The sequence below is a fragment of the Vibrio diabolicus genome, assembly GCF_011801455.1.
In the GTDB taxonomy this organism is placed as follows: Bacteria; Pseudomonadota; Gammaproteobacteria; order Enterobacterales; family Vibrionaceae; genus Vibrio; species Vibrio diabolicus.
Window position 1 is genome coordinate 1352916 of sequence record NZ_CP042451.1, and the last position, 13470, is coordinate 1366385.

Annotated in this window: 13 protein-coding genes; 10 read left to right on the top strand and 3 right to left on the bottom strand. The window is 40.9% G+C overall.

All coding sequences use genetic code 11. The annotated features are described in order from the left end of the window. Positions 1-87: 87 nt before the first annotated feature. From FR741_RS06350 to FR741_RS06400, 8 genes are all read left to right on the top strand, one after another. Positions 88-513 carry a hypothetical protein gene (locus FR741_RS06350; RefSeq protein ID WP_167426449.1) on the top strand — a complete coding sequence of 142 codons (426 nt, stop codon included), beginning with the start codon at positions 88-90 and terminating at the stop codon, positions 511-513. A 134-nt stretch (positions 514-647) separates the two neighbouring features. Next, positions 648-1076, top strand: a complete 429-nt coding sequence (locus FR741_RS06355) for a GNAT family N-acetyltransferase (protein WP_167426450.1) — start codon at positions 648-650, stop codon at positions 1074-1076. A gap of 731 nt (positions 1077-1807) precedes the next feature. Next, on the top strand, positions 1808-2182 hold the full coding sequence (locus FR741_RS06370; protein WP_167426451.1) for a nuclear transport factor 2 family protein: 375 nt from the start codon (positions 1808-1810) through the stop codon (positions 2180-2182). A 273-nt stretch (positions 2183-2455) separates the two neighbouring features. After that, positions 2456-3640, top strand: a complete 1185-nt coding sequence (locus tag FR741_RS06380) for a site-specific integrase (protein ID WP_167426452.1) — start codon at positions 2456-2458, stop codon at positions 3638-3640. Positions 3641-3751: 111 nt separating this feature from the next. Further along, positions 3752-4759 (top strand): hypothetical protein, encoded by a 1008-nt coding sequence (locus tag FR741_RS06385; RefSeq protein ID WP_069490641.1) that lies wholly within the window; start codon positions 3752-3754, stop codon positions 4757-4759. An 86-nt stretch (positions 4760-4845) separates the two neighbouring features. Beyond that, positions 4846-5088, top strand: coding sequence for a helix-turn-helix transcriptional regulator (locus FR741_RS06390; RefSeq protein ID WP_069490639.1), 243 nt, complete (start codon positions 4846-4848; stop codon positions 5086-5088). After that, positions 5081-6331, top strand: coding sequence for a VapE domain-containing protein (locus FR741_RS06395; protein ID WP_140358704.1), 1251 nt, complete (start codon positions 5081-5083; stop codon positions 6329-6331). The genes FR741_RS06390 and FR741_RS06395 overlap by 8 nt, the downstream gene beginning before the upstream one ends. 227 nt (positions 6332-6558) lie before the next feature. Next, positions 6559-7524, top strand: a complete 966-nt coding sequence (locus FR741_RS06400; protein WP_167426453.1) for a competence protein CoiA family protein — start codon at positions 6559-6561, stop codon at positions 7522-7524. Positions 7525-7743: 219 nt separating this feature from the next. Here FR741_RS06400 and FR741_RS06405 read toward each other — a convergent pair whose 3' ends face one another. The 3 genes from FR741_RS06405 to FR741_RS06415 form a co-directional block, all read right to left on the bottom strand. Then, entirely contained in the window at positions 7744-9063 is a 1320-nt protein-coding gene (locus FR741_RS06405) for an LAGLIDADG family homing endonuclease (RefSeq protein WP_069490634.1), read from the bottom strand. 381 nt (positions 9064-9444) lie between these two features. Next, positions 9445-9798, bottom strand: coding sequence for a nucleotide pyrophosphohydrolase (locus tag FR741_RS06410; RefSeq protein ID WP_140358705.1), 354 nt, complete (start codon positions 9796-9798; stop codon positions 9445-9447). Further along, positions 9779-10648 (bottom strand): HNH endonuclease, encoded by an 870-nt coding sequence (locus tag FR741_RS06415; RefSeq protein ID WP_139150425.1) that lies wholly within the window; start codon positions 10646-10648, stop codon positions 9779-9781. Before FR741_RS06415 ends, FR741_RS06410 begins: the two co-directional genes overlap by 20 nt. Before the next feature lie 264 nt (positions 10649-10912). Between FR741_RS06415 and FR741_RS06420 the strand changes: the two genes are divergently transcribed. Together FR741_RS06420 and FR741_RS06425 are read left to right on the top strand one after the other, a co-directional pair. Further along, the gene (locus tag FR741_RS06420; RefSeq protein ID WP_069490629.1) at positions 10913-12346 is read left to right on the top strand and encodes a hypothetical protein; all 1434 of its coding nucleotides are present in this window, start codon (positions 10913-10915) and stop codon (positions 12344-12346) included. 873 nt (positions 12347-13219) lie between these two features. Beyond that, on the top strand, positions 13220-13453 hold the full coding sequence (locus FR741_RS06425; protein ID WP_167426454.1) for a hypothetical protein: 234 nt from the start codon (positions 13220-13222) through the stop codon (positions 13451-13453). Positions 13454-13470 lie beyond the last annotated feature (17 nt).

Consider the following 13470-nt stretch of genomic DNA (forward strand, 5'->3'; position numbering starts at 1 on the left):
AGGTGGTATGCGGCGGCTTCGGTATTGCGTTGCTCACCCCTTAACAGGGCGTTATGTGTCTCGAATGCTCCACGTTTAGGATGAAATATGAACTTCTTCAAAAATATGCTGAACAAAGGAAAAATTTCCGCTGATGATCTCACTGGAAAAACGGCTGGCGAGATTATTACAAAGGCAACTAATGGTGAGTTACTTGTTGAAGGAAAAGCAACTTATGAAATTGCCTATGAGAAAAAACATGATCTCGAAACAATGCTCAAATGTTGCGAGTCAGAACTAAATAAGTTCAAACTTACAAATCAGGCTCCTGCACCTTACTATTTTGAGCGTGTAGCAATACTGGCAAGAAAAGCCAAAAACTATGGTTTAGAAGTGAGCATTTGCGAAAGATATATTTCCGTAATGGACGAAATATATGGAAACCAACGAATCGGCATCAAAGCTGGACCAAGGTTTGCGTCTATTGAAAAAAGGTTATCTAAAGCAAAGCAGCTAGAACAAAAAAACACATAACAAACTGTTCAAGCAGATTCGGCACGCGTGGCATTTTTGGTTTGCGGTTAGTTTTGTGATTACGTAGTAGTGCAGAAGCATTTGTATAGAGTGCCTCACTACTTAACAGGGCGTTATGTGTATGAGGAGGTGGTATGATTCAAATATTCGATTCTGAGTTAGATCAGTGTTTATATGACATAAACAATATTCGAGAAAAGATCGTAGATTCTGGTTCGTCAGTGCTTTCTGGTAATTTTGTCAAACTAGACATCTGTGGATATCTGTTGGTGGCTTTCTTCGTCGCTGACGGAAAGCGTGTGGCATATTGTGGTTTACGAAAGTCTTTTATTAGAAACGTTGATAAACCCATAGAATTAGATATTTTTGTAATGCCAAAGTTTCAACATAAACAAATTGGAACGCGTTTAATCAAACAAACAGCAATGCTTGCGACCTCTGACTACTCTCATTTAACGATTGAAGTGAAACATTCATCTGAACTAGTTCCATTTTATAAACAGCTTGGTTTTCAGGTGTATTATGTTGGGCAGACTGAAACAGTTATGGTGTACCCCTTATAAAAATACACATAACAAATTGTTCAAGAGTGATTCGGCACGCGTGGCATTTTTACTATGCGTTGGTTTCAGTGGTTAAGGTGGTATGCGGAGGCTTAGGTATTGCGTGCCTCACACCTTAACAAGGCGTTATGTTTCACTTTGATTTAGAAGAAATAAAAGTTTCTTGGCTCTTATTTCGTTGGCCTCTTTGGCAATTCGTTCTAGTTGTCTCAGCAATTCAATATTGTCTGCCCAAGTTCATGAATACCTCAAACATAATCACGCTTCAAAGTTCGTGTGTTGCTTCAATTTGAAATTGCGTCTGTGTGTTGATAATCGGTTTGGCTTAAAGTCGCTTCGGTTATGTTTCCCAATTAGCAAATCGGCAGCGGGGCTTTCGGCAATTTGAGTTTTGTTTTTCGCTGTTTTGAAAGGGACGCCATCGCTTGCTGAAAGTCATCAAAGTTGCCTCAATCAAATTCCCGAGAATTACACGTTTTGTGTTTATCGCTTTTGTCGGATTATTCCACAACGTCGTGTGACGTAAGTTAAACAATTCTTTATGCAATTCAGTTCTTTGCCATGTGAGCGAGTCAGTTGTGGTAAAACATAACAAGCTGTTCAAGCAGATTCGGCACGCGTGGCATTTTGGGTTTGCAGTGAGTTTTGTGTTTACGGAGCAGTGCAGAGGCTTTTGTATTGCGTGCCTCACTACTTAACAGGGCGTTATGCGATATGAGGAAGTTGATAGTATGGAAAGCAATGTAGTTAAAGAAATAATTGAAGTAGAGGAGAAGTTAAAAACTTCAATACTCAATTCAGATACGATTGCCTTGCAAGACTTATTGTCTGATGACTTGGTATTTGTTAATCACCTTGGTCATCGAACTTCCAAACAAGACGATATAGCACTGCATGGCTCAGGCTTACTAGTTATTAAGTCGATTCAATTCCATGATCTTCACGTAGTACCTCAGAAGGATGTCGTTTTGGTTTACGTAAACGCGGAAATCAAAGGCAGTTATAATGGGGCTGTAGCAAACGGTGAGTTTGCATTTTCTCGTGTTTGGACAAAGCAAAAGGGTAACTGGCAGGTTATCTCTGCGCACTCTACAGTTATCGCATAACAAACTGTTCAAGAGGGATTCGCAACGCGTGGCATTTTCACTATGCGTTGGTTTTAGTGTTTAAGGTGGTATGCGGCGGCATCGGTATTGCGTTGCTCACCCCTTAACAGTGGGAATGTGTAGAAGCCTCCAGTAAACAATAATGAACAAGAATGAGTTAATACTCGCATAAAAACATGTACTTATATGTATGCTGTTTGTGCTTTGTTGTTCATGGGTATGCGTGTATGTACAATTATTTTGCTACATATACGCTACACAAAGGACTTGTGCATGCCCATTAAGAAGAAGATAACTAACTCCTCAATCAAAGCACTAACTGTCGATCAGGGACGGCTTAACGACACTGAAATCAGCGGATTTCATGCTCGTATTTCACCCAAAGGCGCAATCAAGTATTACTTTTACTACCGCTTAAATGGCAAACAACGAAATTACTTCATCGGCTCGGCGGATTCACTCACACCTACTCAAGCGAGAGATTTAGTCAAAGAGAAAGCGGGATTAGTTGCGAGCGGGGTGGATATCCAAGAATCTCGTCATGAAGCTAAAAAGACCGAGATGCGCAAAAACCTTACGCTTGGTCGTTTTCTTTCTGAGCACTATAAAGATTACCTCATCTCAATGAACCCTAAACGGGCGGATCAGGCTTATGCTTGCATCGCTCATTCGTTTGTTCATCTCCTAGAGAAACCGTTAGAGGAGATAAAAGCATGGGATATTCAGCAGTGGATCACGGAGCGTCGAAAATTAGGGCGTGCCCCTGCAACGATAGAGTATTGTGTGAACCGACTTCGAGCCGCTTTAAATCGTGCGGTAGAGTGGGAGTTCATAGATAGCCATAACTTAAGCAGCGTTAAACTCATCAAGCAAGATAACACTCGAATACGGTATCTATCTAATGAAGAAGAAAAGCGTTTACTGGACGCGCTACAAGACCGGAATGATCGTGTTCGAAAGTCTTGCAAAAAAATCGAGCAGGTTGAATTCGTTGATTTTTTTGAGCCGTTAGTGCTCACCGCAATGAATACAGGAATGCACAAAGGAGAGCTATTAAGTCTTCGATGGGAACAAGTTTCACTGCCTAATCGCTACTTAACAATTCGTTCTGAAAATGCCAAGTCGAAGAAGACGCGAACAATACCGCTCAATGACACGGTATTAAAGCTTTTTGAACGCTGGAGAACACAGAATCCTGATGCTGACTATGTCTTTATATCGAATAACCAGCCCGTTGAGTTCTTTCAATATCCGTGGCAATCATTATTGAAAGAGGCTGATGTCGAGAATTTTAGGTTCCATGATTTGCGGCATCACTTCGCAAGCAAGTTAGTGATGGCGGGCGTTGATTTGAATATCGTGCGTGCGTTGCTTGGGCATGCTGACCTTAAGATGACGCTGCGTTATGCGCACTTAGCTCCAGAGCACAAAGCAGCGGCGGTGAATCTGATTGGTTAAATTGCAAGATAAATCGAGATATCACTCGAAGCATTAAAGGTATGGTTTTATATACAGTAGTCTTGGTGCTGTAATTCGTTGTTGAAATTGTTAACTCAACAAGGAATTGAAGTGAGCCAGTTTAAGCGCCGTTATATAAGGCTTGAGGAAGTCTGTGATAAAACTCATTTAACTAAGTGGGATATACTGGATGCCATTGAAGATGAGCGGTTATTTTTGTTTGCCGATATTTCTGCTTCGAGTCTTGGTGCAATTCATCCACCCAGCCAATCTGTGGCTGCTATCTTCGACTATCAAGGCATTGTCCAACTCACTGAAAGCTCATCTAAGCGGTTTGCGCTTTCACTAGAATCTATACTGGTTCAACACGTAATTATTGTTGAGATGCATGGTATCAACCGTTGGCGTGCGGTTACTGAAGCGTTTGATAATGTATTGCAAGCGCACTTTAAATACACACCTAATGCACTTTCCCAACCGAACAAAGCGTTTGTTGCGTATGCCGCAGTTAATGCCTCTCTAACCACTGAGAGCGTGGTTGGGGAATTCATCACTAAAGCATCAGCCATTTTCTCTAATGACGTGACGCATCAACTTGCTGAACACTACCCAAGTCAACGTGGTCAACGCCTTTCAACCGATGCGTTAACGGTTAAACCTAGTCAAATACGCGTTGATATGGAACAGGTCGTTGATGTTTTTGGCAAAGCCGTATTATTGAATAGTACTTGCCAAGCGGTTGATACGGTTAAGGCAACACTAGGCTCAGCGGTTAGCCAGACTGCTGGTCAGTGTATTGAGTCGGTTAATGCGCCTACTGAACTCGGGTTGGATTCGGTTATCCAACCGATGCCAATCCACCCCATTGCACAAATTGCTCATCGAGTATTAACACTCAACCCTCAAGCCAGAGCGGATAAGGTTTGGAACATGATAAGGCTGGACGTGAGAGTGAACGAGTTTAACCGTCAATTTGATGTTGATGCACTGGTTGAAAGCATTACTCAGGACTCGGTGACGTGGTTTGGTCGTGGGGATAATGAAAATACCATGTCCTATGACTCATTCAGAAAGAATGTATTGGTCGACGTAAGGCGGCAAATTAGGTCGTCAAAATAAAACGTCGTCGTCATCGTCGTTGATAACGTCATATGACGTTTGTGGTCGTTACGTTGAAACCTCAATGAACAAAAGGGAACAACAACATGACTCAAACCACACTTGATAAACGTGTATACACAGAACAAGAAACGGCGCTTTACATTGGTATGAGCCGTTCATTTTTACGCCAAGCTCGTATGGAAGGGCAGCGTAAGAACCGAACTACTGCACCTCCTTTCATTAAAATTGGTCGTGCAGTCCGTTATCTCAAAGAAGACTTAGACCAGTGGCTAGATAGTCATGTAAAACGTGAACACTTGCTACAAGGGGAGGGGTTCCATGCTTAATGATGGCAATGCACCAGAATTTCCCCATGTCAGATATAAGGAGTCAGGCCAACAAATTGTATTGAACACAGCTGACAACTTGAAAGCATTACTGAAGAGCACGGGCTACCAAGCCAAGCTCAACAAAATGACGTTAGAGCCAGATATATTTAAAGGCAAGGTTTGTATGGGTTCACCTGATATAGTCAGAAGTGAGCTCGTATCGTTGGCGTCAATTTACACATTGCCCAAATCCGCGATTGATGACCACTTTAACGCCGTGGCACATGAAAGTAGTTACCATCCAATCGCTGATTGGCTCGATGGTGAGTGGGATAGAAAGCCCCGCGTGGAAGCAGTACTTAATTGCTTAGAGACTAAGAATCCCGCGCTCTCTAACATTGTGTTGCTACACTGGCTGGTGGGCTGTGTAGCATGTCTTTTTGTGGGTAGCTTTAAATCCAAACTCGTGCCTGTTTTACAAGGTGAGCAATCCTTTAAAAAGACCGCGTTCGTTGAACGAATTGCCAATGTGATGCCAAGTGCGTTTCTTGAAGGGGCAGAGCTCAATCCTGATAACAAAGACAGTGTGTTGACCGTTATTCGCTCATGGATAGTGGAGCTAGGTGAGTTAGAACGCTCAACCAAAAACTGTCAAGGGGCGTTGAAAGCGTTCGTCACAAGAGCTTGCGATACGGTACGTCCTCCTTACGCTCGTAATGACATTAAGAAAGACCGACAAACCAACCTCATTGCGACGGTAAACGGCACGGACTTTCTAAAAGACGAAACTGGAAATACCCGCTACGCCGTCATTGAGTTAGTAGGTGAAACGGACATGGACACGCTAAATAACATATTGGGTTGGGACTACAAACCAACGGGTGAGCTAACGCTGAACCAACCAGAGAATCTGCGCCAATTCTGGTTAGAGGTGAAACACAAATTCATGGTTGAACATCATCCTTGGATGTTGTCGTCTGACATTCAAGCGCAAGTGTCGCAAGAGTCATCCAAATATGTAGATAAAGGCAATTGGTATAACTTGCTAAACGACCACCTAGAAGAATGTACAGGTAAAGCGAGAGAGTGGTTATCAACCAAACAGATATGTGAAGTTATCAACGCTGACACATCAAAAGGAAATGTGATTGGCAAAGCGCTCAACCAACTTACTAAAGACGGTAAGTTAGAAAAGAAAATGCTCAACGGCTCTAACCGTTACTGCTTCCCTACCGTTCGCCCTCAAACGTCATTTTGCTAGGTATTCAAAATTACCCCACTTACTCCACTTGAATTGATATTAAGTGAGGTAGGTGGGGTAATCTGCCTCACTTTCAGAAAGTGAAGCACTACTCTCGGTATGTAATTAAACAAGGGCGTATAGTTTTTATGTGCCTAGTTTCCCATTTGTAACGACCACAGCTTGATAGTGGTATTGCTTGGCGCAAAAATCATCGATGACACTGTGACCCTATTATTGAGGCTATTATGTTGATCCCTTTTGGGTTAAAAGATGGCAAGTATTATGATGTTAGTGAAGTAGAGCGCGGTAGGGCTTGTGGCTGTATCTGCCCTAGCTGTAAGCAAGTGCTCGTCGCCAAGAAAGGTGACCCTGAAAAGATGGCGCATCACTTTGCTCACGACAAAAAAGCACAAGAAGACCAAGATGAGAAAATAGAGTGCGATTACTCTTTTTGTGTGGTGGCAAGACTCGTCATTAAACAGTCGCTTAGAGAGCTAACAACCTTTGATATCAGTTCACCAGAATGGAAGATAGAGCTGTCTGAAAAGGATAAATATGACCGGACTCGGATTGTCACAGGCTATGTAACTCAAGAGCGAACCTTGACCTTTGAGGAATTTGAGGTCGAGCCTAGCGCCCCCTATAGTGAAGTTGATGTTCTCTGTCGTATAAATGGATACGTTATCGGTATACATTTTAGTTATCAAGGGCGTCCAAGTTACAGTCCAGATAAGAGAGGAAAGCTCTCTATCTTAGAGATTAACTTAGAGCCACTTAAACAGCTTTATCATGAATTCAAAAACCAAAAATATGACTCGTTTAAAGAGCTGGCACTAGCGTATGTATTTGAAGACGGATGTCGACGTTGGCTCAGCCATGCCCGATATGTCAGCCGAGAGAGAGAACTAACAGCGACACTCAATGCTATGATTGTGGAATCAAACGGGCAGCCACCTGAACCTATTGTTGATGTTACGGTTATTCCCCAAATCCGTCACCGACCATATAAAAAACCACGAGAGAAAAAGGCTGAACGAGTTATGAGTGCAGTCAAGAAACGTCCAGCAGTCGAGTCTTGTGTTCGTTGCAAGTTCAGGGTCGCTAACTATGTCGATAATCTTATCTGTGCCGATTGTTTACAGTATTACTATGGTCAGGGCTTATTTCATGTCGGAGCGATAAAGAAAGTTGTTGAACAAGAATGCTCATGAGTTGTTGTGGGTTTAGACATAAAACATTTCAACACCTTTTGTTGATCGGAGTTAGCAAATACGAAATTCTAAAAATTCATAACGGTTTAAACAGTATATTTACAACCAAGTGGAACATATATGGTATTGGTGATTTTCTTATATTATACATTTATTGGCTTTTTGAGTTTTTTTGTACTGTTTGGGTAATCTTTACTAATCAAGTATGTCCGCACAGAGTTAGGCTATTAGTGTATTAATCATGTCTAAAAAATGATCATCTGTAAGTGTTTTAACTTGTTCAAACCCTTCATGATGTAAGCCATATTTTCCGTGTATATGATGATATGCGTTTTTCATCAGAGTCGTTTTTCTTTTTAAATTGATAGTAGACGCACGCTCCATCCACAAACACAAAGCAACGACATATCGCGTAGTCGAAACTGATAGTCTTTTTATTGACTTATCATCTCGCAAATGAGTATTAGCTTTAAGTGTTTTATCAAGCCAAGTTTTGAGTTGAAATGCTATTCTGCTATCAAGAGCAAAAAATATGTTGTAATGGCCGTTCCTCGGGTTGTATGTAATTGAGCCATCACCCTCAAAAAAACCTCGTAAAAAGGCAAATTGACAAAGCTTTGGCCAATCTTCAAACCCTATGGGTAGTTTGGTTTCTGTGGCTAGAGAATTTGCTGGTTTCCCTAGCTGGCGCAAAAAAGTGCAAAATTTTTGACTGGTAATGGTTAGCTCGACTTGATTAGTTAGTGAATATCCCTTTCCTCTGGAACGATCAATTTCGTATACGCTAGGAAGATTAGTTCCAAGAGTCAGCGATTGAGCGATCTCTTCTAAGTATGCTCTATCATTTATGTTGAGTCTGATAGAGCAGTGGGAATTATCAGAAATTGAGCCATCAGCCCAAATCAATCCCCATAGCTGACAGTTTTCTGGGGTAAGCTTTTCTAGATCACGAAAAAATATGGTACGAGTAGTATCGAACCAACTATCAGTCATAGCTCTAAAAAGTTCAGGTTTGACACTTTTGATGTACTTTTTAAGTTCTTGAACCGTGCTGTCAGTTTCTTTGATGAGTTCGTGTATAGTCTGACCTGACTCAAATATCCTTTGTGCATTTTTGGTAATTGCTATTGCTTTTGACTTGGGCGAGTAGGTCACTCTTCCATTTCTGTTTAAAACTTTTGTTATTGAAGATACCGTTACATGATGATCGTCACTAGAAAATCGTTCAGAAAGATACTTTTTTGCGTCTTTAGGCGAGGTGCCATGGCGCAGTAGGTAATCGTAAAAGCGTATAGTGCGTGTTCGACGCCACTCTTCCGCAGAAATTACTCGAGGATGTTGCCTTTTTAATAAGGCTGATAGCGTCTTTGTATCGATAGGCTTATTGGAATTATTATTGGAAAGACCGTATTGAGCAGCCAGAGCAAAAATATTTTGCGGAGAAAAAGAATGTTGGCCTCTACTTTTCCGGTAAGCGGAAACAAATCGGCTTACTCTCTTATTATACTCGTACTCTTCTTCTGATGTTAATCGTCCCATTGGGGCCTCGCAAAGCTGATAAAGAACTTTTATACCATGTATTGAAATTACCAGATAGGCGAACTTTAAGTTAATTGTTGAAAATTAAGGCTTTAATTGAATTGGTGGGAGTGTTATTACATTTTGTAATGTTTCTGTCCGTATTCAGCTGTTGTCTACACACTTTAGAAAGTCAATCTTCTAAAGCTTCACCAAAGCCTTAATTTGATAGCTAGAGTGAATCCATTCAAAGTTGTCTATCTTAAAGCCTGCGAGTTATAGCAGGCTCATCTTAGCTCTCTCCCTTATACAACTAATTTGACAAGTGCAGAGTAATGATTAGTAAGATTTAGGGTATACAGTAATGAAAGGTCACGACCCAAGCGAAGGCTTATTCTGCTTCTAATCGAAATCGGTATATTTCTTCGCACTTCCGTAGCTTTTCTCAATCGGATATTTTGCTTCATTGATGGAGATTTTTTCATATGCTGCATCTATTAGGTTAACACCTGTTTTGTCGGAGAGGCGAAGTAAGTACAAAAATACATCTGCTAACTCCTCTTTGGCCCTCGCTTTTTGTTTTTCTGTAAGGTTCTGGCTCTCCTCTTCGGTAAGCCATTGGAACAACTCTGTAAGTTCCCCAACCTCTCCAGATAGCGCCATCACTAGATTTTTTGGGGAATGAAATTTGTCCCAGTCTCTTTTCTTTGCAAATTGTTCGAGTGCCTCGGTCAATTTATTGATGCTTTTGCTCATTGAAAATATCCTTAATTTCATCCAACTCGAGCCATGGTTTATACCTGTGTATCATGCGGTGACAGTTAGCACAAACTATTGCTAAATCCTCAAGTTTCGTGAGTGTTGTGTCGGTATCGGATAGGTCTGAGAGAGGGTTTTTATGATGACATTCAGCAAACTCTTTTCCTCTATTACCGTACGTTTTGAAGAATGAAAAGTCGCAAACTTCACACCGTAAATCGCCTGTGTCTGCTAGGACTTTTTGTTTCTTATTTTTTGAAACATTAGGGTCACGTTCTCTCTTTTTATGATGAGTGAAATATACCTTCCCCTCTTCTGAACCCTGCTCATCGTTGATATATTTGAGGCTGTAAGGTTTAGGTTTGCCTTTAGGTTTTGGTTGTTTCAATGGGCTATCTAACGGAACGATTCTACTTCCTCCAGCAATGGAGATGGCAATGGCATTTCCAACTTTTATGTCTGACTTATCGGGTCTTATCTGAACATCTTTGAGTTTTTCCTTTATATCAAACTCGAATCTATATGGATAAGTTTTGTCTGACCAAAGTTTCGCCGTCGTCTTGTAGGCTCCTTTAGTTACTTGAGTTATGATCATTTCACTGATGTCACAAAGAAAATCTTCTGCATTTGGACAGAACTTGGGGAACCAACCAGGGGCTGGCCCTTTTTCAGCTTTGGGCCAAGACATGTGATGGGCGAATACTATAGTATCACCAGCTTTGATGTTCCAGAAATCATCAGTTTCCTTTTCAAACCCCCAAGTCTTATTTTCCATTCCTAGTAGATAGTTAGCGAGAATCGCGTTTTTAGGGCCCTTGCCAACGTATACAAGCCAAGTTTTATTCATGTTTTTCTCTGCGTTCTAAATTATTGATAGGAATGGTATCACTTGTTTTATTTAAATGAATTTAGAATGCACTAGCTTTTGGACCTTAGGCCATAAAATTTATGCTGGGGCTTTTCAGAAGCCAAGTCTGAGCGGTACTGGCGCAACTATGACAAATCCACTTTGAGTTTCAAATATCCATATATAGTTGTCGTTTAGCTCACATTTACCAAGTGCAACATGATTTATATTGATGATTTTTAAATTTATCTAGGTGAATGAATTATGGGCACAATTAAGGAACCACTCACACTTTCACAGCACTTCAATTTGTCTCCCCAAGATGTAGATGAGGCAGGGGTAGTAGATGTCGTATTAAACAGCGACACACTCTTATTCATTGATCCTATGCTGCTTCCAGACAGTCAGCACAAGGAAATGTCGGTTGGCGCAAGCGATAGCTATCGAGAACGTTTTGAGCAGATTATAAAGCTTCTTTCAGCATCCAAAAAAGTGGATGATGTAGCTTGGAAAGCAGCTAAAAAAAAGTTTAAGTTCTCTGAGATAGGCTGGACTTGTCTCGGGTATGCATCGGGGACAAGTGGTTCTGGGTTCGGCAAAGACCTTATTGAAACAACGCTTGAAGCTGCATCACAGATTGTTAAGCTTGGTGTTGATGACCCTGACTTATTTATGGCTCTTGCTTTATTTGAGGAAGGAGTTGGTCCCGATCGTATCAGCGATATGACAACGAACATCATTCTTGAGGACTTAATTGAGTTCAATACACGTAAAATTTCAGAATTGGGTCTAAAGCCAGCAATTATAGAGCTGGATGGGAGAACGTTAGAGCTGTTAATTAACCCATTTACTGAAAAGCCTCTATTAATGGTTCCAACAGATATAGTAAGAGATTTACCAATTGCTAGTGATTGGAGTGATATCTCTAGAGTAACTCGAGAGAATGAAGAGTTGCGTGACAGGGTTAATGCTCAACTTGGTGAAGTTTGGGCAACGATGACTAGGAAGCAGAAACAGATAATGAAAGAGCGCGCAATGAAAAGTAAGGACGCTTTTCAAGAGGTTCTTAATATGCTCCGAGCAGTAGACCCAGAGCCGTATAACTTTAAAGATGACCGAAACGGTGAAGTTCGTTGGACTAGGGTAATGAGTGAAGTCAGTGGGCAACACCCTTTTGATTTATCCATGTATAAAGGTAGAAAGCTGGGTATAAAAGAGGTTAAAGAGGTCGTCGACCAGATTATTCAGCAGTTCCAAGATCTTGTTGAAAATAAAGGGCTTTGGAAGTGTTTGTGGACTGAAGATGAAAGGCCGTGTAAAGAAAAAGCCGCACAGCGTTTATTGTTTGCTGTTGCATCTAGTTATTGCAAGGCAAATGATTTAGATCTTACTCCTGAAGCTGATGCCGGTAATGGGCCTGTTGATTTCAAGGTTTCTCAAGGCCATAAGGCTAAGGTCGTTGTAGAGGTAAAACTATCAAAAGGAGCTGTGGAACATGGTTACGAAAAACAACTAGAAATCTACAAGAAAGCAGATGATACAGATATTGGTGTCTTTCTGATTATTGATGTCGGTTCACTGGGTAAAAAACTCGCTAGAATACAAGCTATTCGAGATCAACATATAAAAGAAAGTGGTAAAGCCTCGGACATTGTATTGGTTGACGCTCATGTTAAAGCTTCTGCAAGTAAACGATAGAAAATTAAAGCAAAAGAACGCTGATGTTTGTGAAAGAGTTCTAGCTAATAGGGTGTATTTGGGAGATAAAACAACCAGATAATTTGTCCAAGGATGAGTTTTCTCAGGAGTAGTTTAATAAGTATACATACTGCCACATATCGAGAGTATGAATCTTTTAAAGAGGCCGCTACGGCCTCTTATCAATCTCAAGTCGCACATTTTCTAGTTAGCAATGGCTTAAAAATTTGCAGGATTAAAGTAAGGTAGGTTTAATCAATATGCTACACATGTGCTACATGTTGAATTTTTGATGATGGTGTGGTTGGTTTAAGTTGTTGATATTATTGGTTTAAGTTTTTTTGTGCACCCCCCTTAACAGGGCGTTAGTTGCCAACGAGGAAAAATGTACCTAAAGCAGAATATTTAGGGCTAATGTCCATGTGTTTTTGGCTGGGTTTTCGTATTTCAATTTCTAGTTGTTTGGGTTTGTGAAAATCGATCGTTGGTTTCTTTTGTGGTTGGATTTTCTATTTCAGAAACCGATTTATATGTTGAAAGTCTGCTCTGCTGCATTGTCGTTCAAAAAGGTTTGTTTGGTGTTCAAAGTCCGTTTTCTACGGCGTTGTAAATTCCAAGTGGTTTCAATGACAGGCGCTTTTAAACTGCGCCTGATTTAAGTCCCTCAAAATACTAAATATGGGTGTTGGCAAAGCTGTAATCAACTTCAAGTTAAAGCCTTAGTCTTGGCAACTAACAAACTGTTCAAGAGGGATTCACAACGCTTGGCGGTTTTGGTTTGAATTGGCTTTAGTGTTTACGGCACAATGGTTTAGGCTGGGGGGTAGCGTTGTTCACCCCTTAACAGGGCGTTAGTATTCAGGAGGAAAATTAGTGCTTCATCAGATAGACAAATATCAGTGTTCTGCTTGCAACATTAAATCCAAACATATCACCGTATTGATTAGGAACCCTAGTCCTTTTGCTGGTGTAAAACATCAAAAGCGTAAAGAGTTTATTGCAGGGTTAATCAAAGGTTGGGCAGTTGGCCCATTTTTAGCTTCTATGGATGAGTTTTCTCGACATACGATCTGTGAAAACTGTGGTGTCAAGACGATAGAGAACTGATAAGTAAGACTTCTTTC

Bases quoted from the DNA above. Each gene is read 5' to 3' on its own strand.
- FR741_RS06370 (WP_167426451.1), top strand. From the start codon at position 1,808: ATGGAAAGCAATGTAGTTAAAGAAATAATTGAAGTAGAGGAGAAGTTA.
- FR741_RS06415 (WP_139150425.1), bottom strand. From the start codon at position 10,648: ATGAATAAAACTTGGCTTGTATACGTTGGCAAGGGCCCTAAAAACGCG.
- FR741_RS06410 (WP_140358705.1), bottom strand. From the start codon at position 9,798: ATGAGCAAAAGCATCAATAAATTGACCGAGGCACTCGAACAATTTGCA.
- FR741_RS06350 (WP_167426449.1), top strand. From the start codon at position 88: ATGAACTTCTTCAAAAATATGCTGAACAAAGGAAAAATTTCCGCTGAT.
- FR741_RS06400 (WP_167426453.1), top strand. From the start codon at position 6,559: ATGTTGATCCCTTTTGGGTTAAAAGATGGCAAGTATTATGATGTTAGT.
- FR741_RS06390 (WP_069490639.1), top strand. From the start codon at position 4,846: ATGACTCAAACCACACTTGATAAACGTGTATACACAGAACAAGAAACG.
- FR741_RS06395 (WP_140358704.1), top strand. From the start codon at position 5,081: ATGCTTAATGATGGCAATGCACCAGAATTTCCCCATGTCAGATATAAG.
- FR741_RS06355 (WP_167426450.1), top strand. From the start codon at position 648: ATGATTCAAATATTCGATTCTGAGTTAGATCAGTGTTTATATGACATA.
- FR741_RS06380 (WP_167426452.1), top strand. From the start codon at position 2,456: ATGCCCATTAAGAAGAAGATAACTAACTCCTCAATCAAAGCACTAACT.
- FR741_RS06405 (WP_069490634.1), bottom strand. From the start codon at position 9,063: ATGGGACGATTAACATCAGAAGAAGAGTACGAGTATAATAAGAGAGTA.
- FR741_RS06420 (WP_069490629.1), top strand. From the start codon at position 10,913: ATGGGCACAATTAAGGAACCACTCACACTTTCACAGCACTTCAATTTG.